Source organism: Sinomicrobium kalidii (assembly GCF_021183825.1).
Taxonomy (GTDB): Bacteria; Bacteroidota; Bacteroidia; order Flavobacteriales; family Flavobacteriaceae; genus Sinomicrobium; species Sinomicrobium kalidii.
In genome coordinates this window covers 5,302,299-5,327,474 of sequence record NZ_CP089211.1, presented here as the reverse complement: position 1 = coordinate 5,327,474, position 25,176 = coordinate 5,302,299, and the positions used below count along the sequence as shown (strand labels likewise).

Here is a 25,176-nt window from a genome sequence, read left to right as displayed (position 1 = left end):
ACTTTACCGGGATGGACCTTCCGGAAACAAAAAAGAGACCGCTCAAAAAACAAATTTCTGAGCGAATCTCTCTACCCCAATTACCATAAACATGGTTCCAATGCGCATAACTAATATATGCAGCAATTTGTACTATAAATATACGATTTATTTTTATTTTTTGTAAAAAAAATATGTATTTGTTTGTGTTCTGGTGAAATTGATATGATATCCGGATGATTAAAACTGTATTGTGTTAAGTCACAGACGGTGGAGAATCAGCCCACCGGATTTTATTTTTTTACCGTTTACCTCAATTTTATAGTAATACACACCGTTGGTGAGTTTTGTTAGCGATATGAAATCCCGGTCGGAAATGAGCTGCTTGCGTAACATGAACTTCCCGTCTGCGGAATACAGGTGAAAATAAAGCATATCACCTTCGTTGAACTTTTTACTGTAAACATTTATACCATCTGACATAACAGGGTTCGGGAACAGTAAAAACGGGGTTTCCGAAAGGTAGATCGTGCTCACCGTTTCGGAATACAGTTCCGTACCGTTTTCCAGGGTCAGTTTTACCCTGTATGTATTGGCACCTTCCCGGGGAGCATTGTCAATGATTTCGAATTCCTTCCGGTCAACCGGTTCAATAGATTGCAGGTACTCTTCCCCGCCCGGGATGATCTTGAACACCTCTATACGTTTTGCCTTGTAAATACTTCCCAAAGAGAAATAGAGACGGATGCGCCCGTCCTGTTCTTCATTTGTGGCATATATCGATTGCCAGTAACACTGTTCGTCACTTTCTGCAATGTTCAGCGCCTGACTTCTTATGCCTTCTGTCCCGTCCTGATACACTGTGGCCACGGCAAAATAGGAAGCGTTATTGTTGGCTATATAAGTGGTATCTGTGGTACGTTCCGTAAAAGCCATCACATTGTCTTTCATTGAAAAGATATCATAGGCCGTGGCCCCTGTCTTTTTCCGCCAGGAGATCTCTGTGGTCCCGTTACATTTCAGGCTTATTTCCGGAGCGGGCGCATACGATATTATAAAAGGGGGGGAGGTAAAGGTTTTATTGCCGACAGTCATGCGTAACAGGGCCGTATGGCCTTCTTTTTCCACCGGGTCCCAGGGATACTGAGAGCTGTCCAGTTCAACTCCTGTGGCTACGGATTGCCATGTATTTCCGGCGTCGTAACTTACATCAAGCGTTCCTTTGGAGGTGCTGAAAGTACTTTTCCAACGGATGAAATCAGCAGAAATTCCATCGTATGGAAAGTTCCCCCCGTCAACCGGGTTGATCCAGTGAAAAACATCTTTATTTTCCCAGGAGTAGGCCATTGAAAACGGCTGCTCCTCACCGGAAACAGCATATCCTTGAACGTGTAGGGTAAGTTCGTTTCCCGCCACTTCCGGTATAAATATTTGTTCCGTATTGTTACGGTGATCCGTACCGCGTTCTGCTGGTTGGTTCAGGGCTTGTTCTTCCGGGGTGTGATCCAATACCCAGGGAGTATATAGGTTACCGTTATGGCTAACGGTCATGTCCAGGTCGTTGACCAGGGCTATGTTCGAGTTCGGCTCGGCAGGGCGGTCTGTCCAGTTCAGGGTGATTTTTATGTTTTTTGCATTTTCCGGTATGTTCAGCGTATATTCCCTGGTACCGCCATGAGCGACTTTGTCCACAATGAATTGTCCGTTATTCAGTATGTCCCGGCTGTCCAGGGCGTTGAGATTGCCGTATCCCGAATGAAAGTCCGGTCCCGGAGCGCCCAAATCTTCCGCTCCGTTAATGAGAAGTGCTTTTATCAGGGATGAAGGGGGCAGGGAATCGTGATGTGTTTTCCCGAAGTGTTCCTGTAATAAGAGAACAACACCGGAAACCAGGGCATTGGCATTGGATGTGCCGATGGCGCTGAAGGCTACCAGGTCAGGTTTGATACGGCCGTCATGGGCGGGGCCCCGCGAAGAAAAATCCGGTACCGAACGTTGGGCGTCCAGTGCCCCTACAGTAAGGATGTTTTTTGCCATTTTGAAATTTCCGGTAAGATTGGCATAGCCGGGAATACCGGAATACGGTCCGTTTTCCGGGGTTTTGTTGCCTGAATTCCCCGTGGAGAACAGATGAACCTGTGTGGGATTTTGATAAAGAAAAGTATCGTATTCAGCAGCAAGTATCCCGTAAAAATTCTCTATTTCCGTCCCGTAAGAATGGTTCTGTACCGAAGCGCCGACGGCATTCAGGTTATTATCAGGATAGAGGGAATTAAAATCGGAAGAAGAAATCCGGGCTTTCGGCGCGACACCCTTTCCGTTTATCGAACTGTTTCCGAGGCCTGTTGCCAGTGTAGCCATGTCTGTTGCATGTGCGCTTGTTGCACTGCTTTCACTTTCCGAGGTGATGTGTTTGCCCAGCAGGTCAATATCTTCTGTATTATACTTATCGTCTTTTATGGAGACCACCATATGCTCTCCTCTCAGGTCCGGGGCTTCCCGGTGTAGTTGCGCTATATTATTCACCGTAAGGTTGAGTTCCGGGATGCTGCTTTCTTTTACGGGTGTTAGTGACTCCTCACCAATGTAGGTAACACAATCAAGCGGAAGAAGGTATTTTTTCAGGTCATTTGCGGTGCCCCGTATTAAAAAATGTCCACAACTGCCTTTGGATAATGGGAGCAAACCTTGCTCTTTTATATTATCCAGGCATTTTTCACCGGTAGTTTTTATAACAAAGGTCCTCTTTCCTTTTCGTGACAGGTCAATATTCGGGGAAAGCTTCCACAGGTCGTTGGCAGGCCATAATTTACTTCTTTCGCTGCGTTGTACGGTGGGATCCGAAGTCCGGGTTATGACATATTCCCGGTCCAGTACCCGTATCAATTTATGACCTTTCGGAAGGTCTTTTGCTCTGGAGGCCTTGACGAGAAAGTACTGTCCTTCCGGGTTTTTACGGACCAGATGTTGCCATTTTGTCGTCTGTCCGTAAATATTGAAGGAAATTATAAACAGTAAGTAAAAAATAGGTTTTCGTATGACCATATTACAAATTAACGCTTCATATGAGAAAATAGTCGTTAAATAAAATAAAAAAAGTTTAATAAAATGTTAAATTCAGAAAAAATTTTATTAAGTTTGTGTAATGCTATTGTAAGTTAAGACGTCTACTTATGGTAAGAAACAATTATTAACTCAAATCAAATTTTACATGAAAACAATGAAGTCTTTTTTCATCCTTTCCCTTGTAGGGATAGGATTGTTGTTAACCTCTTGTAACAATGACCCCGATGACGAGAGCATGGATACACAACAGGAAGTCAGTGATGAAGTCCTGAACAAGATCGCATCTTTGGAACTGAACAATAAAGATGTTTCCCTTACAGATGTAACGTTGCCCGACGGTACTGTTCGTACCAATTACCTTGTGGAAGGAGATATTCTTATTTCCGCGGAGCAATTAGCCTCAATGGAACTCCATGGTGGTGTGGAGAGCGAACAATACCACACGTATAACCTGGTGAGCTCTCCCAAAACCATTAATGTTATTGGGTATACAGGAAGCAGCCAGGGCCTTTCAACCAAAATGCAAACGGCGTTACAACAGGCCGTACAAAACTATAATGACCTTAATCTGGGCCTTACTTTTACCCTGACTTTCGGTACAAACTACAATCCTTACGACATCGTAGTGTACAGTCCCAGCGGAGGAGCCGGCGGGCAGGCAGGCTTTCCTTCCGGGGGAGATCCGTACAAATGGGTGCAGATCTATTCCGGGCTGAACAATTACACGACCACTGTAAACCGTCATGTTATTATGCATGAAATAGGGCATTGCATAGGTATGCGCCACACCGATTGGTTCAGCAGACAAAGCTGCGGACAAAACTCCAATGAAGGAGAAGGAAGTGTGGGAGCCGTACATATCCCCGGAACTCCTACCGGATATGATGCCAATTCTGTAATGCTGGCTTGTTTCAATACCGGGTCCAGCGGCGAATGGGGATATTATGACCAGGTAGCCCTGGATTACCTGTATTAGTGCACGATTTCAGGTAAATTCAAACCGATAAATAACAGAAGAGCGCAAACCCGGGTTTGCGCTTTTTTTATAGGGTGGAATGATATTCTTGTCACGGTTGCTGTGGTCCTGCTTTCTTTTGTATTTTTACACGGCAAACCGGAAGTATGAAAACAGACAAAAAACAAATCCTGGACAGGTGTAATGCCATGAGCAAAAATACGCTTATGGAAACCCTGAAAATTGAATATACGGATGTGGGCGATGATTATCTGGTGGCGAAGATGCCCGTAAACGAAAAGGTACACCAACCCGATGGCGTATTGCACGGCGGGGCAATGGTAGCCCTTGCAGAAAGTGTTGGCAGTACGGCTTCCTATCTGTTCCTGAATACGGAAGATTTCTTTGTGCGGGGCATTGAAATTGCCGCCAACCACGTCAGGAGTATAAGGGAAGGGGAAGTTTATGCCAGGGCCGGTATGCTTCACCAGGGACGAACCACCCAGCTGTGGCAAATCCGGTTGACAGATGCGGAAGACCGCCTCATTTCCGTATGTAAACTTACCACGATAGCACTGCCTAAAAAGAAACAGTAGATGTTGCTGAACGGTATGCCCGGATTAATGATGATATACACCAGACCCTGACTTAAAAGTGGACGAGATGACTTCTGAAGAAGATTTTTTTGAACACATACGAAACCAATATGGTTCCGCCCTGCCTTTTGTGGCCTACAGGAAACCTGTAACAGGAAGATCACCCGAGGCAGATGGTAATGCCACAGTCATAAAAGCCATCCTTCAGCGGGATGATAAATTACACCAGGTTGCTGATTTTTCGGAAAAAGGTTTTGTATTTTCTCCTTTTGACCAGAATGAAACGGCAGTTCTTATTCCCTGCGGAACGGGGGAGAAAGCTCCCGAAGTAATGATTTCACGGTTTGAAAGTAAAAAAGACACGTCAAAGGAGAACGAAAACCTTTCTGAAAAAGAAACAGAAAATGCTGACCGGGACAGGCACCTGCAACTTGTTCGTAAGGGGATAGAAACCATAAGAAAAGGAAAACTGGAAAAAGTGGTGCTTTCCAGGGCCGAAGCAGTTCCCGTAAAGCACAAAGACCCCGTAGCTGTTTTTCGAAGATTGCTGGAACGTTATGAAGATGCCTTTTGTTATTTGTGGTTTCATCCCAAAATAGGCCTGTGGATGGGGGCCACTCCGGAAACCCTGCTTCGTATTCACGATGGGGTTTTGTATACAATGGCCCTGGCCGGAACACAAAAATACACGGGACAGGCCAGAGTGTCCTGGGGAGAAAAGGAGAAACAGGAACAGCAGGTAGTTACGGATTCTATAGTAGACAGCCTGAAATTCAAGGTGAAAAGCCTTAAAATATCCGGGGCAAAAACGTACCGGGCAGGTAATCTGCTTCATATCAGGACAGATATACAAGCCATGCTGATCTCCCGATATAAAACCGAAAACATTGCCCCCCTGCTCAGAAGTCTGCATCCTACACCGGCGGTTTGCGGTTTCCCGAAAGAGGAAGCAAGGCTTTTTATCAAGGAAAACGAAAATTATGACAGGCGTTTTTATTCCGGTTTCCTCGGAGAACTGAATACGAATATTGCCGAAGAAAAGAAAAACGACACAGGTGAGAGGGATTCGGAGTTGTATGTGAACCTGCGATGCATGCAAATAAACGGTGATACTGCAACTCTGTATGTGGGCGGAGGCATTACAAGGGATTCCGATCCGGAGGCGGAATGGGAAGAAACCATCAGTAAATCTTTTACGATGAAAAGGATACTACAGTAAAAAATATAAAACCGGGAACCAAATAAGGTGCAGGAAGATGGGATTCGCTGTTGTGCCCCGAAGTAATCCCGGTGAATTCTTTGTACTTACCGGGCTGTACGCTACTTTTGCGGTGATGAACATGGCAGGCCCCGGTTGTTTCCGGGAGGGAAAAGGGGAGGTGTCGTACCGCTTACAGATAAGATACAATACATGATATATCCGAAAATACCGCTTGCACAAGCGGTACTTCAATTGTGCAAGACAAAGAACATTACCGAAATTGTTATATCCCCGGGGTCGAGAAATGCCCCGCTTACTATCGGTTTTACCCATGATGATTTTTTTAATTGCTACAGTATAACAGACGAACGATGTGCCGCTTTCTTTGCATTGGGAATGGCACAGCAAAACCGGAAACCCACCGCTCTGGTGTGTACTTCCGGATCTGCATTACTGAATTACTATCCTGCGGTTTGTGAGGCATTTTACAGCGATATCCCTTTGGTGGTGATCTCTGCAGATCGCCCGGCCTATAAAATAGATATCGGGGACGGGCAGACCATAAGGCAACAAAATGTATTTGCCAATCATATTCTCTTTTCAGCCAACCTGAGGGAAAACGACCGGGAGTATAACGAAGAACAGGTACAGCGGGCCATACACACTGCAGTAGAAAAAAAAGGTCCCGTACACATCAATGTACCGTTTGAAGAGCCGCTTTATGAAGTTGTGGATATGCCCGGGACTCCGATAACACTTTGGGAACCCGAACCGGGCGATGAGAAGCAAGACAAAAATTCCGTTGATACATTTACAGAGCGGTGGAACGAGGCCAAACGGAAAATAGTGTTGGTAGGGGTGAACCATCCCGGAGATATTCCTGCAAAATACCTGGACATGCTGGGTAATGACCCTTCTGTGATCGTGTTTACCGAAACCACCTCGAACCTTTATCATCCCGGCTTCTTTCCGGGTATTGACAAGATTGTTGCCCCGGTGGAAAAGATCGGGGATGAACTCCGTAAATTACAGCCCGACCTGCTCCTTACGTTCGGAGGCATGGTAGTGTCAAAGAAAATAAAGGTTTTTTTAAGAAAATACAGCCCGGAATGGCACTATCATATCGACACCAAAAAGGCGTACGATACGTTTTTCTGTCTTACCGAACACTTCAGGTCCGCCCCGGCCCGTTTTTTTTCAGAAGTAGCTCCGGGCCTGAAAAAAGTGGAAAGCGATTATTGTTCGTATTGGAAAGCAGCCGAAAAACGAAGGGTAAGGAAACACGACAGCTATGTCGGGAAAATACCGTTTTCCGATTTGAAGGTATATGCCGAAGTGTTCCGGACCATCCCCGGGTCCCAGGTGGTCCATTTCAGTAACAGTGCTACGATAAGGTATTCGCAGTTGTTTACCATGCGCCCAGGGTGGAAGGTGTATTGTAACAGGGGAACCAGCGGCATAGACGGCAGTACGTCCACGGCCGTAGGTGCATCGGTGGCGGGCAAATTGGCCACGACACTTATTACGGGCGACCTGAGTTTCTTTTATGACAGCAATGCCCTGTGGAATAATTATATGCGGGAAGATTTCCGGATAATCCTTATCAATAACGGGGGAGGCGGTATTTTTCGCATATTGCCCGGCCACAAAAACACCCCCAATTTCGACACCTATTTCGAAACCGTACACAACCTGACGGCAAAACACCTGTGTGAAATGTACGGGATCGAATATGCAACTGCTAATGATGAAGCCTCGTTAAAAGAGGCTTTAACCGGGTTTTATACTTCTTCAACTCGTCCGCGGTTACTGGAAGTGTTTACCCCGAGAACAGTTAATGATGGGGTTTTAATCGATTATTTCAGGTATTTGGCCGATGATTTTTCTGAATAAGTAGTGGCGAAAAGTTAAAATATTGAGAATTTTTGTTATATTAGAACCACCTTATTAACTATAAAAAAAATAACCAATGAGCAAAAGAGACGAACTTATCGCCAAGTATGCCGCCGACCTGAAAGACAAATGCGGCGTGAAACCGGACATGGACCTTTTAACCAAGGTAACTGTAGGCCTTGGGCCTTCTATTTACAATGCGGATGCCGAAACCGTTTCAGGGAGTGATCCGGATGAACTCGCCACTGTAAAAAACAACTTTCTGATCAAAAAACTCGGACTGAAAGACAGTGCCGACCTCGACAAAGCGATAGATTCCGTTATAGAAAAATATGGCCGTTCCAACAGGAATAAATACAGGGCCGTGGTTTATTACCTTTTGGTGAAGCATTTCAAAAAGGAAGCGGTTTACAAGTAAGCATCTGCTCCTTTCGATAAAAAACAAAGGTCGTCCGTAACCTCAGGTTCCCGGACGACCTTTTTAATTACTTAATGTGAATAAAGGATAAGAAGAAAATCTTTCCGTTGTGTTGTAACCTTCCCTAAAAATGTATTAGGTGAATTTCAATTTATTATTCTTCCGGGTGTAAATTCCGTATCGGTTGTGAATGGTAGGCCTTAAGATATTATTTACGCTGTTTACTTTGCTGCTCCCTGCGAGAGCCTTTTCATGTCCTTGCTGCTCGGGGATTCATAAATCTCCAGGTCAAAATAGGGAACGGCTGCAAGGATGTGGTCGAAGATATCGGCCATGATATGCTCGTAGTTCACCCAACGCTTATCACTGGAAAAAATATAAACCTCTAGAGGAATGCCCTGTGCAGTAGGAGGAAGGTGGCGAACCATCATCGTCATATCCTTGTTGATTGCAGGATGGTTTTTTACGAACGTATCGATATATTTCCTGAACACTCCCATATTGGTCTGGTTCCTGCCGTTCAAGAGGATGGTTTTATCAATATTGTTATCCTCATTGTATTTGGCAATATCCTTTTGCCGGTGTTCCAGGTAGGATTCCAGGAGTTGTATATTCTTCAGCTCTTCAACTTCTTTTTCTGTTAGGTAACGAATACTGCTAACAGCAATATTCACGGCCCTTTTTATCCGCCTGCCCCCGCTGTCCTGCATACCTCTCCAGTTCCGGAAAGAATCTGCTATAAGGGCGTAGGTAGGAATAGTGGTCACGGTGTTGTCAAAATTGCGCACTTTTACGGTGGCGAGGTTAATTTCCATGACATCGCCGTCTGCTCCGTATTTTTCAACGGTTATCCAGTCCCCGATCCGTACCATGTCATTAGCGGCGACCTGTATACTGGCCACGAAACCGAGTATTGAATCCTTGAAAATAAGCAGGATCACGGCAGAAGCAGCACCCAATGCCGTCAGGATAGCGATCGGGCTTTTTCCGGTAAGAACCGTAAAGAGGTATACGGAGGCGATGATCCAGGCGAAAATCAGAAATACCTGGATAAAACTATCCAGGGGCTTGTCTTTATAAGCGTCCTTGGTACGCAGGTAATTTTTGAGGGAACGCAGAAAACTCCGGATAATCCACACCGCGAGCACCGCCATATAGATATCGACGATCTTCAGACAAAAATTTCCCCAACCGGGATAATCCACAAAGATCACCGGGATAATGGCTATAATAAGAACCAGGGGGACTATGTGTGCTATGTATCTCGGAAAGTTACTTTGCACCAGGAAATCATCAAAGGAGGTCTTTGTCTTTGTGGAAAAGATGGCAAATGCCCGAATGATCACCTTTTTAAAAACCAGATCCAGCAGGAATACTACAATGGTAACAACAATGAGATTGAGCAGCAGGTTTAATTGAACGGCAAGTTTTTCAGAAACAACATCTCCGTTGATCAGAAAATGATAAAACTTTCGACTCAACTCGTAAACAAGTCCTTCTTGCATACAGCAAAACTGTTTTTTGGGTTTAGACTATTACAAAGATACGGTTATTGAGAGAATGAGAAGTGCCCGGAAATCAGGACAACAAAAAATTCTCGGGAGGATTATTTCCCTGGTCCGTTTTTTAGCTTTCATGCCTGCCTGCCTGCAATTCCCCGGCTGTTTGCTGCACTTCGTCCAGGACACGGAGCAGGTTGCCGCCCCATAACTTCCTGATATCTTCTTCCGTATATCCGCGTTTTACGAGTTCCAGGGTAACATTAAAGGTTTCGGAAGCGTCGTTCCAGCCTTGAATGCCGCCTCCGCCGTCAAAATCGGAACTGATGCCCACGTGGTCTATTCCCATAAGGGTTACCATATAGTCGATATGATCGACAAAATCGGCTACATTCACGCCTTCCGGTAATGTTGTATCCTTTTTGATTTTTTCTTTGCTGATGGCATTTACCTTTTTATAGACATTGTTGCGGTATGTTTCCCTTTTTTCCGGGGGCAGGTCATAGTAGTCTTCCCTGCTCAGCCAGGTAAGGCCGAGAGAATCGGCTATTTGTTGGTTGAGTTCCCGTATGGCTTCGGTACGGGCTTCGTGCTTTTCTGAATTGATATAAGCAGAAAAAGCCACGGTCTGCACCACGCCGCCGTTGTCTTTTATCATCAATAGTTCTTCATCGCTCAGGTTCCTGCTGTGGTCACAGAGGGCACGTGCCGAGGAATGAGATGCAATTACGGGAGCCTTCGATAGGCGGATGGTCTGCTTGTTGGATTCGGCAGAAGGGTGGGAGAGGTCTATCATAATGCCCTGTTTGTTCATTTCGGCCACGGCCTGCCGCCCCAGTTCACTGAGGCCGTTGTGGAGCCAGGTACTGTCCTTTTCTCCCGTATTGGAATCACAGAACTGGCTGTGGCCGTTATGGGAAAGCGACATATAACGCGCACCCAGGTCGTGGAATTTTTTAATGTTAGACAGGTCCATGCCCATGGGGTAGGCATTTTCCACCCCGATCATGACTACCAGTTTTCCGGAGTCGTGAATCCTCCGCACGTCATCGGAAGTGCGTGCAAGTTCAATACGATCGGGGGCAATTTCTTCACACAACCGGTGTATGGCATTGAATTTTGACATGGCATTCTCATACGCGCTGGCATAACCGTCGGCATTAAGAGAATCCTGTCCGGTATAAACCACAAGCCAGGAAACGTCGAGTCCGCCCTTTTCCATTTTCGGCAGGGTGATCTGGGTTTTCAGGTCCATTGTATAGTTGAGGCTGTCGGTAAAGTTTTCCACATCAATGTCGTTGTGCGTATCTATGGTGATGACATTGTTGTGTATCTCACGGGCTTTTTCCACAAGGGCAAGGGAGTCTTGCGGGACAGTGTTATCTGTTGTTGTTTTCTTTTTGTCCGTCTTGCAGCTTACAGACAGTACAAGAATAACGAGAAGGGTATAGCTGTAAATCTTCATGAATTACGGGGTTTTTGGTTTATCCGGTATGAAAATTACAAATTATTATCGAGCTCCCGGTCGATTACGGGGATGGTTTCTCGTAAAAATGATTTTTAAGGGAAATACGGGCATAAAAAAACCGCCCGGAAAATGAGTTCCGGGCGGTTGTTGTCCATTGTGTATTTAAAGTGTAAGGCAGATTAAGATTCCAGCAGGGCGAAGAACTTATCCAGGTTAGGGATAATCACTATCCTTGTACGCCTGTTTTTGGCCCTGTTTTCCGGAGTATCGTTATCTACCAGGGGCATGTTGCTCCCCCTTCCCGCAGCAATCAGTTGCTTGGGGTTTACACCGTATTTATCCTGTAAAATGCGAATAATGGAGGTGGAACGCTCTACACTCAGCTCCCAGTTGTCTTTGATGTAAGCCCCTTCTTTAACAGTCTGGGAGTCGGTATGGCCTTCTACCATAACGTCCATGCTGGGTTCGGAATTGATCACTTTGGCGAGTTTTTCCAAAAGTCCGTATGCCTTGCGGTTCACGTGGTAGCTACCGCTGCGGAACAACAGCTTATCGGATACGTTGATCATAACCACTGTCTGGTCTACATTAATATCGATGTCCTCATTGTTGGAACCGTCGGTAATGGAATTCTTCAGGTTATAGGAAATAGCCAGGTTGATGGAATCTTCCAGGGTCTGGGCCTTTTCCAGTTCCTGAGGATCCACCTTGGCCAGTGTGGCTCTCATTTTTTCCTTGGTCTTGTTTGACATCACGGCAAGGTCGCCCACTTGTACCAGTTTTCCGTCACTTTCTTCTCTGAGCGAGTTTATCTTGGCATTGTACTCAGCAACTCTTGCTTCTATTTTTGCAAATTTGTCCTCCAGCTCTTCTTTTTCCATGGTGGTCTTTTGCAAGGTACTTCTGGTATTGGACAGGTCGTCTTCAAGTGCCACGTATTTCTTCTTGGAAACACACGAAGTAAGAACAACGCTACCCAATACAGTTACAATAATCGCTTTCTTCATAGTTTGTAATATTTGATTTAAAGATTCAATCGCTTCTATAACGGCAGACAAATCGCGATGTTATACGGTGTTAAATAGAATGCTATGTTTTAACAAAATTTTAACATTTATAAAAAACTACAAATTCTGCCGCCATTAGCAGGTTGACAATATGCAATAAAAACGGTGAGGTTCTGTTCTGAGAGGATGGTTACACACAGCAAATAAATGAAGAATACACGGAAGAATAAGGGGGGCAGAAAGTGGGGAGAGCAGGATTCGAACCTGCGAAGGTAAAAACCAACAGATTTACAGTCTGTCCTCGTTGGCCGCTTGAGTATCTCCCCATGCTTTTTTCAAAAAAATCCGTTCACCCGGCAAATGAACGGTGCAAATATAGCGCTGTTTTGCGATTGTGCAAGACAAAAATAACAGAAGTTGCGCACCAAAAATCCAACTGTTTGAATATGAAAACCGTTCGCCTGAAAAAAATCCGGGAAACTCCGGAAAGCCCCGGGGTCAATCCTTGCTCATACGGGAGGAGAGGTATTCAAAGATGTTGCCGGTGCCGTCTTTATGATCAAACCAGATTATATTGTCCTGTTTCCGGAACCAGGTAAGCTGGCGTTTGGCAAAGCGGCGGGTATTTTTTTTGATTTCCGATATGGCAGATTTCAGCGTACAATGACCTTCGAAATAGGCAAATAACTCCTTATATCCTACAGTTTGCAATGCGTTGAGCTGTTTGTAGGGGAGAAGGGATTCAGCTTCCTGTAACAGTCCGTTTTCCATCATAATATCCACCCTGCGGTTGATCTGTTCGTAGATCGTTTTTCGTTCTGCGGTCAGGCCTATGGTTACCGGGGTAAATTCCCTTTTTTTTGTTGGTTGCGACAGAAAAGCGGAATAGGGCTTTTGTGTTCCCACACATATTTCCAGTGCCCGGATAAGCCGGTGCGGGTTTTCACGGTCCACACGGTTGTAATAAACGGGGTCCAGTTCTTCCAGTTGTTTTTGGAGGTAGGTAATGCCCTTTTCTTCAAGGTCCCTGTTGAGTTGTTCACGGATTTTCGGATCTACTTCGGGGAACTCGTCCAGTCCTTTAAGCACGGCAGTGACATACAGTCCGCTGCCACCGGCCATCACCACCACCTGATTGTTACGGAAGAGTTTGCCGAGTGTATCCAGGGCTTCCCTTTCAAAATCTCCCACCGAATAATTGTCGTGAATACTTTTGTGCTGAATGAAATAGTGGGGCGCTGCCTGTAATTCCTCCGGAGAAGGCACAGCTGTACCGATGTGCATTTCCCTGTAAAACTGCCGGGAATCGGAAGAGAGGACCGCAGTCCGGAAATGCCGGGCTATTTGAATGGCCAGGGCGGTTTTTCCGATAGCCGTCGGACCTACTACTGTAATCAGGTATTTGGTGTTTTCCGTTTTCAAGGACACAAAAATAGGGCAATTAAATTTGAAAAAGCGGTCGATCTACGGTTCCCGGACATCCCTTTCCGGCAGGAACAGTGGGTTTCCACAGTGATAACAATACCGGGCTTTTGTGTTGTAATTTTCAGTATTGCATTGGTTACATATCTTCGGACTTTCCTCTTGAAGGATTGTTTTGTCGCTTTCCTGTGGCCGCGATTTTGCGTACTCAACGGTAACTATGCCTGTAGGTACGGCAATTATACCATACCCCAGTATCATAATAAATACGGCGATAAACTGCCCGAGTTCGGTTTGGGGTGCAATGTCACCATATCCCACGGTGGTAAGTGTTACAATAGTCCAGTAAATGCTCCTGGGAATACTGGTAAACCCGTTTTCTTCGCCTTCTATGACAAACATGAGAGAACCGATAACGACGGAAATAATAAGTACCGCGTACAGGAAGACTGCTATTTTGGTGCGGCTTGCTTTAAGGGCAGTTCTCAACTGGGAAGCTTCTCCGATAAACCGCATGAGTTTCATAATACGAAATACACGCAACAAGCGCAGCGAACGAACTGTGGCTAATACATGGGTGCCGGTAACAAAATAGGAGAGATACATGGGAAGTATGGCCACCAGGTCAATGATTCCGTAGAAGCTAAGTATATACTTCCAGGGGTTCTTCATAGTGATTATACGCATGAAATACTCTATGGTAAACAGTATGGTGATAATCCATTCGGTGATGAGCAGGATATCGTGGTATTTGCGGTCGATCTCTTCAACACTTTCCAGCATTACCACCAGAATACTGAGAAGTATCAATATGAGTATACAAATATCAAACCACCTCCCGGCCGGTGTATTGGTACCATATATGACAATATGGGCCTTTTGCTTCCATATTTCGTATCTTGACTTGGTTTCTTTCACAGTTTTCGTTCTAATACGACAGGTTGTTTATGTTGTAAAGATATGAGTTCCGAATATATTTTTTTCAACCCTTCGTATTCCACCGGGCTGTACAGGGGCTTTTTCAGGCTCAGACGTACATTGAGCATAAGTGTATTTCCGTTCCGGGAAGTCTTGTAAGTCAGGTTCCCCGAGTTATCCGGCAGTTTCATTATTTTGCTCTTCGGTATTTCCTTGAGTTGATAATGCTCCCCGAAGTCTATGGTGATCAGGTGAATGTATGAAAAAGGGTAGCCAAAATCCACGGGATAGGTTCTTTCGTCCAGGGTAAAGGGGTTCTCCTTTACTTTCTCCACTACGAACGGATTGAAAAACAAGATGTCAGAGACCGGGGTTTCGGCCATGCGGAACGAATAGTCCTCAACAAATTGTTTTTCCGGGTCTTTCTTGTTGTGCATGGTGTATTCGTCCAGGACAAAGACACCTTCCTTGTCATACCGGTCCCGGAGGGATTCCATATACTCTTTTTCCGGGATATCCTGCACTTTCTTTCTTTTGGACAAGGCGTGATACCAGGAACACACTTCTCGGGTCCTTATTTTTGCAGGCTCGTCTTCAGAAAATATAATCCGTGTGGTTACATAGGTTTGTGTATTGTTCACGGGAGTAATGTTCTGCCAGTAACTTCCGTTGTCCATATCCATAACCCTTCCGTAGCCATTGAGTGCCCGGAAAGGGAGTACGCCAAAGGGCAGGTTCTTATCGGTGATGTCCAGTAAAAAACTCATTTTTTCAATATCCAGTTTCACTACCAGGTAATTAAAATCGGAAATGATGGGGTATAACTTCGTGGCAAATCCGTTGTTACGGGTAGACAGCAGCATAAACTCCGCTTTAAACCCGCTTGCCTTTAAAAAATTAAGGAGGATAAGATTGAGTTCGGCATTGCTGCCCGATTTTCTTTTGAAAGCATCCTTGACGTCGACCCGGGTGAAGATATAATTTTTCTTATTCCAGAACAGTTGCTCCTGCAGGGAATAGTATATTTTTTTGGCCTTTTCCACTCCCTGTGGCAGCACAGAGACCTCCGGGGGGATCAGTCTTTTGAAATACGATGTTTTCCTGGCCTGCCTGCCGATTTCTTCCCGGTACTTGATTTCCTTGTCCACATCCTTCCAGCTCCGGGTAAACTTTTTTTCCATGCCGTCAAAACCTTCAAAGGTTTCAAGTTCATAGTTTATGGAAGACAGGTAGTTGTATTTGGAGGTCATGTAATCTTCTTCCTTAAACGCGGGAATATCTTTCATGATGTAAGTACTGACCGCACAGTCGGCAGTGCCCAGTCCCTGAAAGTAAAAACAGTCCTTTTTCAGTACAGCTTCTTTATGGTCGAGTTTTAAAAAGCCGGTCAGCTTTATATTGTATTTGTAATTCGCAGGAATACTGGTGGAAAACCTGCTGTATAGTTTGGGAATGTCCCATTGAAACATCCAGGATCTGAAATTGTAGAAAAAGGGAGACTCTATCTTGTACCTGTAATCGATCACTGCGCCTTCCTGTACGTTCGGGACCGTGAATTTGACCAGGTTATGGGTTTCGCTGACATTTTCGGTAAAAATGTCCTTTTCATCCAGCCTCTGCACGGTGCGGTCTGTGTTTATGGAAATCGCTTCGGCTTCTACAAAACGTTCCTTTTCCTTGCTTTCCAGCGATTTTCGAATTGGAATTTCTATAGTGGCCCGGTCCAGGCCCTCTTTTTTAAATATTTTGATTCGCCGGATAATTTCCGTGGAGAGGACGGGCTCTCCAAATCCGTTCTTTTCGATTTTGGAGGTTCCTTTTTCATACAGGACAAGGGCATTTGCTGTGGTGTCCTTTTCATGGCTGGACATGGTCAGGTGCTCCGGTGCCACACTGCCAAAGGTAAATTCCTTTTCGGCATTTTGTGCGTGAGAAACAGGAAGAAAGAACAGTAATAGAACGGTGAGTAATTTTGGCTGGATCATAACCCTTTTATCATTTTTGTGAATATTCGATGATCTTATACCCGTTGTTCTTGCGCAGGTACATTTGAATAATATGCCTGGCGTCGGCATTGTTTTTCATGGGGGTAAGGACTTGTTTCAGGATATCTATATTGTTAATCTGATAGTTTAAATCATAAAACGCAATACCTTTGAATTCAGATTTTTCGATCATCACAACACTCCGCTCTCCGGTTTCTCTTCCCTTGTCGATGATAAGCATGTTGTTGTGTGGGTAACTGTATTTTTTTACTGCGTTTTCTGCCCGTTCGTTGTATTCTCCGGTCGATTCCAGGTTTATACAGGCCCCCTTGCATTTTTGGATGGAGTAGTTGAAACAGTGTTTTTTGGCATCCGACAATCCGGTGAGTTTATTGCACAGCTCAAACTCTTCGGTGAGTTTGTACAGCGTATTTTTTGCTTCGTGGATTGAAGTAAAGGTGGCTACGGGTTTTCTCAGTGCCGAAGAGCGGTTGTTTTTCAGCCGGTCGGTGAACAATTCGGTGTAACCGTGTTCGTTTTTTTGCTGAAACAGGCCGTAAGCGAACAGTTTTCGCTTTCTGGACCGGTTGTATTTGGGCTGGTTCTTTTTTATTTCTTCATTTTCCTTGAGCAGGGCTATCAGTTCGTTCCCGGTTTCTTCATAGGTCACGGCTACGACCTCTTTCTGGATAAGCCTTGCCTTTTTGGCCGTCCGGGCAAAGTGTTGATTGACCCGACGCTTTATGTTCTTGCTCTTGCCTATGTAAATAATGCCCCCGTCTTCCCTGTGAATGTAATAAACGCCTACCTTTTCCGGGAGTTGTTCAACAATATTAAGGAGTTTGGGGGAAAGGGTGCCCGTGTTTTCTGATTTTATACTTGCCCTGACGATCTCTTTGGACTGGTCCTTGGCAAGGAGCAGCTTAAAGAGCTTTACTGTGGCCTGTGCATCCCCGCTGGCCCGGTGTCTATCGCTAACCGGGATGCCGAGCGAACGTACCAGTTTGCCCAGGCTGTAGGAATCTGCTTCCGGGATGAGTTTTTGTGAAAGTTCCACGGTGCATATGGTTTTCCTTTGGTACTCGAAACCCAGCCGTTGAAACTCCGTCCGCAATATCCGGTAATCGAATTGGGCGTTGTGGGCTACGAGGATACAGTCCTCCGTTATCTCCACGATCCGCTTGGCCACTTCATAAAACTTCGGGGCCGATCTTAGCATGGTATTGTTGATTCCCGTCAGGTTGACTACAAAAGGCTGTATTTCCCGTTCCGGGTTGACCAGGCTGATAAAACGGTCCGTTACCTTATGTCCGTCATATTTGTAAATGGCAATTTCCGTAATGCCTTCTTCGTTGTATTGTCCTCCTGTGGTTTCTATGTCTAAAATAGCGTACATACACCTTTTTCCCGATGGGGATTATCGATTTTAAGGCAGGTTTCCCACCTTGTTTTCTATGAAATCAATGATAATTTCGCGCTCCAAATATACTATTTCCTATCCGAACCATTGTGCTGCCACATGCCACGGCCGTGACATAATCACCGCTCATTCCCATTGAAAGGACCTGTATTTCCGGTCTTTCGGCGGAAACTTTGTCGAAAAGGGCTTTGAGTGTCTGAAATTCCTTTTTTATCTGGGCCTGATCTTCTGTAAATGTGGCCATGCCCATAAACCCGATGATCTTTACGTGTTTCATGGCCTGTACTTCTTCGGATTGTAACAGGGCCATGGCTTCTCCTTCATCCATCCCGAATTTGGTCTCTTCTTCCGCAATGTGAATTTGCAGGAGACACGGAATGACCCTTTGATGTTTTCCGGCCTGTTTTTCGATTTCCTTCAGGAGTTTCAGGCTGTCCACACCGTGTATGAGGGAAACGTATTCGGCCATGTATTTTACCTTGTTCCGTTGTACATGACCGATCATGTGCCACTCCACATCTTTGGGCATTTCCTGCCATTTTTCGGTCATTTCCTGGACCTTATTTTCTCCGAAGATCCGTTGCCCTGCCCGGTAAGCTTCCATAAGGTCACTTACGGGCTTGGTCTTGGATACCGCAACCAGGCTGACGTGTTCGGGAAGTTCGTTCTTCAGGTTTCTGAGGTTTTCGGATATGCTCATTTTTTCAGAATTCAGGGTTAAAATTCATAGATTGTTATTCCACTCCGCAGTTTGGGATCGATATAAGTGCTCTTGGGAGGCATTTGAAGGCCTTCGTCCGCTATTTTCTTTATTTCCTCCATGGTTACGGGCAGCATGCCGAAACCAACCGTATATTTGCCTTTGTCAATTAACGATTTCATTTCCACAACATTGTTTTTGCCGCAACCGTAGGCGATACGATCGTCGTTACGGAGGTCTTTTATGCCGAGTATCGGGTCCAGAACGGTCTTGTAAAGCAACTGTGTGTCCAGCGTACTCAGGGAGTCGGTAAAGTCGTAAATCGTCTTCCTTAGGTAGAGCGAATAGAATTCACCGTCCAGGTACATCGTAAAGTGGTGTTTTTTTGACGGCAGGTAAAGCTCCGATCCCCGGTTTTCAATACGGTACCATTCGTCCAGTTTTATGAGGAAATCTTCTTTGGAAAGTCCGTTCAATCCCTTTATCATACGGTTAAACTCGTAGATCTTCAGGTTGGATTCGGGTATAAAGAAACTCATAAAAAAGTTATATGCTTCCCTGCCTGTATGTCCCGGATTCTCTTTCTTCAGATTTTCCGCCAGTAAATACGAAGATGCCGACCGGTGGTGCCCGTCTGCGATATACACATCGCCCATGTTCCCGAATTCCTCTTGAACGGCACTTATCTTTTCCGGGTCGGAAAGCTTCCAGAGATAATGTGTTACCCTGTCCGTTGTTGTAAATTCATATTCAGCATCGGTTGAAGTAACCTCATTTACAATATTGTCAATAAGGTTATTGTCCGGATAGGTGAGCAGGACCGGTTCCGTATTAAACCCTACCGTTTTCAGGTACTCCATAAACAACTCTTCGCGGGATTGTATGGTGGCTTCGTGCTTTTTAATGACATTGTTTTTGTAATCTTCTGCACTTGCCCCTCCCAAAATACCACAGAACGTATGTTTTCTGGTCTTCTGTTTATAGATGTAGAAAGAGGGGGTTTCATCCTGTATAAAAATGTGGTCTTCCCGGAATTCGAGATATCTGTTCCGCACGAGTTTAAAACGGTTTTCCCCGGAGACTTCCCGGTGATATTTATAACCGGGATTTATAATGTGCAAAAAGCAATACGGGTTGTATTTTAACCGTGCTTCTCTTTCCTTTTTGGAATAGCTTTCATAAGAACGGGAGGCCACCAGGCTTGCCTTGTCTTTGGTGGGACGAACAGCTTTGAAGGGATGTATTGTTGCCATGAAGGTAAAAATCAGGTTTTGCCAAATTAAAATAGGCCTGTACAATAACGACCGGGGAAGGATGGTTTTTGTCTATCTAACAGATATCCTATCCCGCGGAGACGCACGGCCGTGCGTCTCCGCAGAGGATTTATCTTTTCTGCGAAAATATTCCGGATACCTTTTCGGCTTTTTTGCTTTCGGAATAATCGTAAAACCCTTCGCCTGATTTTATGCCCAGTTTGCCTGCGGTTACCATGTTTACCAACAGGGGGCAGGGGGCGTATTTCGGGTTTTTGAACCCGTCGTACATCACATTCAGGATAGACAGGCATACATCCAGTCCGATAAAATCGGCCAGTTGGAGAGGGCCCATGGGGTGGGCCATACCAAGTTTCATTACAGTGTCAATCTCTTTTACTCCGGCCACACCGCTATGCAGGGTTTCAACAGCCTCGTTGATCATCGGCATGAGGATGCGGTTGGCCACAAAGCCCGGATAGTCATTGACTTCAACCGGTGTTTTACGGAGTTTTCCCGATAGTTCCAGAACGGTTTTGGTGGTTTCATCGGAGGTGCTGTATCCGCGGATGACCTCCACCAGTTTCATAATGGGCACAGGGTTCATAAAGTGCATTCCGATCACTTGTTCCGGCCGTTTTGTTACAGAAGCTATCCGCGTTATGGAAATGGAAGAAGTGTTTGTGGCAAGGATGGTGTCTTCCGGGCAGCATTCGTCCAGTTTACGGAAAATATCCAGTTTCAGTTCCAGGTTTTCTGTGGCGGCTTCTACCACTAATTCCGCATGCGCTGTCCCCTTTTTCATATCCGTCAGGGTGTGGATATTGTCCAGAGTCTGTTTTTTATCTTCCTCGGTGATGGCCTCCTTTTTTATCATGCGGTCCAGGTTTTTACCTATGGTGGTCATACCTGCCGCAAGTGCTTTTTCAGAAATGTCAATGAGCCGAACCTTAAAGCCGAACTGTGCAAAAGTATGGGCTATACCGTTGCCCATGGTTCCGGCGCCGATAACTGCTATATTTTTCATGTTCTGTTTTTATGTGTTTAAGTGTAATGATTGTTTTCGGAATATAAAATGCCGTAGCGTTTTCCCAGGAAGAAGCATCCGGAATCAAAAACTCGCAATGATTTCCATGGCCACTTTCAGTGCATTCTTCCCTTGTGACAGGGTAACAATAGGGGTGGTATTGTTCGCAATGGCATCGGCAAAAGTCTCCAGTTCGTCCAGGATAGCGTTATTGGGAACTATCTTGGGGTTTTCGAAATAAATCTGTTTTTTTATACCTTCCGCATTTTGGAGGATCAGGGCAAATTCATCAGAGGTCTTCGGGGCGTCCTTCATTTTCACCACTTCCACCTGTTTTTCCAGGAAATCCACGGAAATGTAGGCGTCGCGCTGGAAAAACCGGGATTTACGCATGTTTTTCAGGGAGATCCTGCTCGCCGTAAGGTTGGCCACACATCCGTTTTCAAACTCAATACGGGCATTGGCGATATCCGGGGAATTGCTGATGACCGAAACGCCGCTGGCATTGATGTGCTTTACCGGGGAATTGACGAGGCTCAGGATAATATCAATATCGTGTATCATCAGGTCCAGCACCACAGGAACATCGGTGCCCCTGGGATTGAATTCCGCAAGGCGATGCGTTTCTATAAACATGGGATTGCTGATCTTGTCCTTCACTGCGGTAAAGGCCGGATTGAACCGTTCCACATGGCCCACCTGTCCCTTAACGCCGTGTTTTTCGGCAAGTGCTATGATTTCTTCGGCTTCTTCAATGGTATTGGCAATGGGTTTTTCTATGAAAATATGTTTGCCTTTTTCAAGGGCCTTTTTAGCGCAGTCGTAATGGGAAAGGGTAGGGGTTACGATATCTACGACATCAACGGCATCGATCAGCTCGTCTACAGAAGAAAACGAAGTATATCCGAATTCTTTGGAAACTTTGTGCGCATTTTTCTGGTTGGGGTCGTAGAAACCGGCCAACTCGTATTTGTCGGATTGATTGAGTAATCGCAGGTGAATTTTTCCCAGGTGCCCGGCACCCAGAACTCCGGCTTTAAGCATAGAATTAAATGTTTTGAACAAAAATAAGGTTATTCACGGAAATATGACCAATATTATCCCGGGATTATGGTAAAATGTCTGCTATGCCGTGTCCGGCAGTTATTTTGATCGATCACGGCATACGGTTGTAAAAATGCCTTTCCGTTTGGGAGTAAAATATTTTTTGCTATGGACTTTTCGTTCCTTCTTGCCCAGTTTATTTTTCGTCGTAACTTTACCTGCGCTAACATCACACAACCTTGAAAGATACCTTAAGACATAGAGGAAAGAGAAACAGGCTTGCCGAAACCGTTGCAGAAAAGGGAATTAAGGACAAAAAAGTACTGGATGCCATAAGAAAAGTACCCCGGCACCTTTTTATGGACAGTAGTTTTGAAGATCACGCCTATCAGGACAAGGCCTTTCCCATTGCAGCTGGACAGACCATCTCACAACCGTTCACTGTGGCGTTTCAGACAGAATTGTTAAATGTTTCCCAGGGTGATAAAATACTGGAAATAGGCACGGGAAGCGGATACCAGACTGCAGTGTTGCTGGAAATGAAAGCCCGGGTGTATTCCATTGAACGGCAACTGGAGTTGTTTAAAAGGACCAATTTGTTTTTAGCTAAACTGGGATACCGCCCCAAGAAATTGATCTTCGGCGACGGGTATAAAGGGTTGAAAGAAGAAGCTCCGTTTGACGGTATTATTGTTACAGCAGGGGCACCGGAAGTGCCCAGGGCCCTGCTTGCTCAACTGAAAGTAGGAGGGCGGCTGGTTATTCCCGTAGGGGAGATGATCCAGGTAATGACCATGTTTACCCGTAAATCTGCCAAGGAATTTGAGAAAAAGGAATACGGGGAATTTCGTTTTGTTCCTCTGCTGGGGGATAAAAACTGAAGAACTCCGCCTTCCTGCAGATGATATGGAGGAAGGTTTTGTTTTAACCCCTCTGAACCCATTGCGTTACTTCATTAAATATCCGTTTGCCAATGCTCATGGAAATACGTTCTGCAATAGTCGTAATGTATTTGATGAATAACCGGAAATTACGAAGGTGTCCGTGTATTTTTTTACGAATCCTGTAAAAATTATGAGGAGGTGTTTTATTTCCGAAAAAAACGTATTAATATTGTACGAGAAATGAAAAGGAATTTCATTCATATCATTGCTGTCATTGTCGTGGTGATTATTTCACCTTGACCTGGGATGGTATGCCAAACAATATTTTGCACAAAGCCTTCCCTTGATCCCCAGGGAAGGCTTTTTATTTTGATTCTAAGAAAACGACCTGTAAAAATGATACAAAGAATAGTCATTATCGGTATTGTCATTATTCACTTCCTCCGGAGTTGATACAGTAATGATATGCCGCTAAAAAGGGCCTGTATCAACCGGAAGGAAGATACGGGCCCTTTGTTTTTCGACTTTTCTTTCATTTTGGATATGATAAGAAGAAGTGATATAAAATTCTGTAAATCAGTATCGTAAATACCAACAGTGGGTGTTGAGTTTAAAAAACAGGGATAATGTTAAAAAACTGGAGATTTTATATCAAATAATTTAGCTGATCGTAAAGTATAACAGGGAAAATAAATTTTTATTAAATAATGTTAAACACGTATAGTAAACAAGTTACCCAAGATCCTACACTACCTGCCGCGCAGGCAATGTTACACGCCATAGGCCTGAGCGATGACGATTTGAAGAAACCGCTGATTGGCATTGCGAGCACAGGTTATGAAGGAAATCCTTGTAACATGCATCTTAACGGTTTATCCGAGTATGTAAAAAAAGGTACGGAAGAAGCCGACCTTGTAGGACTTATTTTTAACACCATCGGAATAAGTGACGGTATCTCCAACGGAACACAGGGAATGCGTTATTCACTTCCTTCCAGGGATCTCATAGCCGACTCTATTGAAACGGTCGTCCAGGGGATGAGTTATGACGGAGCGGTCACCGTGGTAGGATGTGATAAGAACATGCCCGGGGCATTAATGGCGCTGTTACGCCTGAATCGCCCTTCCGTATTGGTTTATGGAGGAACTATTTCCCCCGGATGTCACAAAGGTGAAAAACTCGACATTATTTCTGCTTTCGAAGCCTGGGGGAGTAAGGTTGCCGGAAGCATCAGTGAAGAAGATTACAAAAGTATAATTCATAAAGCATGTCCTGGTGCGGGCGCATGTGGTGGTATGTACACCGCCAATACCATGGCATCTGCAATAGAGGCCATGGGAATGTCATTGCCTTATAATTCCTCTATCCCGGCGGTTAACGACGGTAAAAAGGAAGACTGTATTGCGGCGGGGAAAGTGTTGCGGAACCTGTTGGAGAACGATATTAAACCCAGAGATATAGTAACCCGGAAGTCGCTGGAGAACGCCTTTCGCACAGTAACGGTCCTGGGAGGGTCTACGAATGCCGTACTGCATTTTATGGCCATAGCCAATGCAGCGGAAGTAGATTTTACATTGGACGACTTTAAACGGATAAGTGATAATACACCTTTACTGGCCAACCTGAAGCCCAGCGGAAAGTATGTTATGGAGGACCTGCACAAGATAGGCGGGGTTCCTGCGGTTTTGAAATATATGCTGAAAGAAGGAATGCTTCACGGCGATTGCCTTACTGTAACCGGGAAAACACTGGCCGAAAACCTTGCCGGGCTTCCCGACCTGGAAGAAGGACAGGATATTCTCAGGACGCTGGACCGGCCGATCAAGGAAACGGGGCATATCCGTATTCTTTACGGTAATCTCGCCAAAGAAGGGGCGGTTGCCAAGATCACCGGGAAAGAAGGGTTGAATTTTACCGGTAAGGCTAAGGTGTTTAACGGGGGAGATGAAGCCAATACCGGTATAAAGGACGGCAAAGTGAAGAAAGGAGATGTGGTGATTATCCGCTACGAAGGTCCCAAAGGAGGCCCGGGAATGCCTGAAATGCTCAAACCTACGTCGGCCATTATGGGAGCGGGGCTTGGCAAAGATGTGGCGCTTATCACCGATGGACGGTTTTCCGGAGGGTCTCACGGTTTTGTAGTGGGGCACGTTGCTCCCGAAGCTCAGGAAGGTGGTAATATAGCCCTGGTGGAAGACGGGGATATTATCACGATAGACGCAGAAAAAAATACTATAGATGTCAATCTTTCGGAAGAAGAACTCAAAGAGCGGAAAGCCAAATGGCAACAACCGCCGTTAAAAGTAAAAAAAGGAATATTGTACAAATACGCCAAAACAGTTTCGTCTGCCTCCCGGGGATGTGTTACGGACGAGTTTTAATTACCTGTGAAGACGCACGGGTGTGCGTTCCCGCGGATATTTATTATCGTGAACATGCGA

At 45.2% G+C, this 25,176-nt stretch carries 20 protein-coding genes and 1 tRNA gene; 8 read left to right on the top strand and 13 right to left on the bottom strand.

Annotated features, from left to right (window positions below):
• Positions 1–240: 240 nt before the first annotated feature.
• A complete protein-coding gene (locus LS482_RS21480; protein WP_233029651.1) occupies positions 241–3,024 on the bottom strand; it encodes a S8 family serine peptidase in 2,784 nt (927 codons plus the stop codon).
• Positions 3,025–3,190: 166 nt separating this feature from the next.
• On the opposite strand from LS482_RS21480, the gene LS482_RS21475 reads away from it, so the two are divergent.
• The 6 genes from LS482_RS21475 to LS482_RS21450 all read left to right on the top strand — a co-directional run bounded on the left by LS482_RS21475 (position 3,191) and on the right by LS482_RS21450 (position 8,108).
• Positions 3,191–4,021 carry a M57 family metalloprotease gene (locus tag LS482_RS21475; RefSeq protein ID WP_233029650.1) on the top strand — a complete coding sequence of 277 codons (831 nt, stop codon included), beginning with the start codon at positions 3,191–3,193 and terminating at the stop codon, positions 4,019–4,021.
• Between the two features lie 146 nt (positions 4,022–4,167).
• Positions 4,168–4,596, top strand: coding sequence for a PaaI family thioesterase (locus tag LS482_RS21470; RefSeq protein ID WP_233029649.1), 429 nt, complete (start codon positions 4,168–4,170; stop codon positions 4,594–4,596).
• A 67-nt stretch (positions 4,597–4,663) separates the two neighbouring features.
• Complete coding sequence (locus LS482_RS21465; protein WP_233029648.1) at positions 4,664–5,815, top strand: isochorismate synthase; 1,152 nt, start codon at positions 4,664–4,666, stop codon at positions 5,813–5,815.
• Between the two features lie 37 nt (positions 5,816–5,852).
• Entirely contained in the window at positions 5,853–6,011 is a 159-nt protein-coding gene (locus LS482_RS21460; RefSeq protein WP_233029647.1) for a hypothetical protein, read from the top strand.
• A complete protein-coding gene (gene menD / locus LS482_RS21455) occupies positions 6,008–7,690 on the top strand; it encodes a 2-succinyl-5-enolpyruvyl-6-hydroxy-3-cyclohexene-1-carboxylic-acid synthase (protein WP_233029646.1) in 1,683 nt (560 codons plus the stop codon). The genes LS482_RS21460 and menD overlap by 4 nt, the downstream gene beginning before the upstream one ends.
• A gap of 76 nt (positions 7,691–7,766) precedes the next feature.
• The gene (locus LS482_RS21450; protein WP_233029645.1) at positions 7,767–8,108 is read left to right on the top strand and encodes a DUF2853 family protein; all 342 of its coding nucleotides are present in this window, start codon (positions 7,767–7,769) and stop codon (positions 8,106–8,108) included.
• A 221-nt stretch (positions 8,109–8,329) separates the two neighbouring features.
• Here the strand turns inward: LS482_RS21450 and LS482_RS21445 are convergent, their stop codons facing one another.
• From LS482_RS21445 to LS482_RS21390, 12 genes are all read right to left on the bottom strand, one after another.
• A complete protein-coding gene (locus LS482_RS21445) occupies positions 8,330–9,613 on the bottom strand; it encodes a mechanosensitive ion channel family protein (protein ID WP_233029644.1) in 1,284 nt (427 codons plus the stop codon).
• A gap of 121 nt (positions 9,614–9,734) precedes the next feature.
• Positions 9,735–11,072: a dipeptidase gene (locus LS482_RS21440; RefSeq protein WP_233029643.1), complete on the bottom strand. Its 1,338-nt coding sequence runs from the start codon at positions 11,070–11,072 to the stop codon at positions 9,735–9,737.
• Between the two features lie 182 nt (positions 11,073–11,254).
• On the bottom strand, positions 11,255–12,082 hold the full coding sequence (locus tag LS482_RS21435) for an OmpA/MotB family protein (protein WP_233029642.1): 828 nt from the start codon (positions 12,080–12,082) through the stop codon (positions 11,255–11,257).
• Positions 12,083–12,325: 243 nt separating this feature from the next.
• A tRNA-Tyr gene (locus LS482_RS21430) sits at positions 12,326–12,408 on the bottom strand.
• A 172-nt stretch (positions 12,409–12,580) separates the two neighbouring features.
• On the bottom strand, positions 12,581–13,504 hold the full coding sequence (gene miaA / locus LS482_RS21425) for a tRNA (adenosine(37)-N6)-dimethylallyltransferase MiaA (RefSeq protein ID WP_233029641.1): 924 nt from the start codon (positions 13,502–13,504) through the stop codon (positions 12,581–12,583).
• 42 nt (positions 13,505–13,546) lie between these two features.
• Positions 13,547–14,422: an ion transporter gene (locus LS482_RS21420; protein ID WP_233029640.1), complete on the bottom strand. Its 876-nt coding sequence runs from the start codon at positions 14,420–14,422 to the stop codon at positions 13,547–13,549.
• Positions 14,419–16,407, bottom strand: coding sequence for a DUF3858 domain-containing protein (locus LS482_RS21415; RefSeq protein ID WP_233029639.1), 1,989 nt, complete (start codon positions 16,405–16,407; stop codon positions 14,419–14,421). Before LS482_RS21415 ends, LS482_RS21420 begins: the two co-directional genes overlap by 4 nt.
• Positions 16,408–16,417: 10 nt before the next feature.
• Positions 16,418–17,803, bottom strand: a complete 1,386-nt coding sequence (locus tag LS482_RS21410) for an exonuclease domain-containing protein (protein ID WP_233029638.1) — start codon at positions 17,801–17,803, stop codon at positions 16,418–16,420.
• Positions 17,804–17,867: 64 nt separating this feature from the next.
• Positions 17,868–18,527, bottom strand: coding sequence for a YggS family pyridoxal phosphate-dependent enzyme (locus LS482_RS21405; RefSeq protein ID WP_233029637.1), 660 nt, complete (start codon positions 18,525–18,527; stop codon positions 17,868–17,870).
• 17 nt (positions 18,528–18,544) lie between these two features.
• Positions 18,545–19,780: a DUF1015 domain-containing protein gene (locus LS482_RS21400; protein ID WP_233029636.1), complete on the bottom strand. Its 1,236-nt coding sequence runs from the start codon at positions 19,778–19,780 to the stop codon at positions 18,545–18,547.
• A gap of 130 nt (positions 19,781–19,910) precedes the next feature.
• Positions 19,911–20,807, bottom strand: a complete 897-nt coding sequence (locus tag LS482_RS21395; RefSeq protein ID WP_233029635.1) for a 3-hydroxyacyl-CoA dehydrogenase family protein — start codon at positions 20,805–20,807, stop codon at positions 19,911–19,913.
• A gap of 84 nt (positions 20,808–20,891) precedes the next feature.
• The gene (locus LS482_RS21390; protein WP_233029634.1) at positions 20,892–21,851 is read right to left on the bottom strand and encodes a Gfo/Idh/MocA family protein; all 960 of its coding nucleotides are present in this window, start codon (positions 21,849–21,851) and stop codon (positions 20,892–20,894) included.
• A 239-nt stretch (positions 21,852–22,090) separates the two neighbouring features.
• On the opposite strand from LS482_RS21390, the gene LS482_RS21385 reads away from it, so the two are divergent.
• Positions 22,091–22,732: a protein-L-isoaspartate(D-aspartate) O-methyltransferase gene (locus LS482_RS21385; protein WP_233029633.1), complete on the top strand. Its 642-nt coding sequence runs from the start codon at positions 22,091–22,093 to the stop codon at positions 22,730–22,732.
• A 710-nt stretch (positions 22,733–23,442) separates the two neighbouring features.
• Positions 23,443–25,116 carry a dihydroxy-acid dehydratase gene (gene ilvD, locus LS482_RS21380; protein ID WP_437441002.1) on the top strand — a complete coding sequence of 558 codons (1,674 nt, stop codon included), beginning with the start codon at positions 23,443–23,445 and terminating at the stop codon, positions 25,114–25,116.
• Positions 25,117–25,176 lie beyond the last annotated feature (60 nt).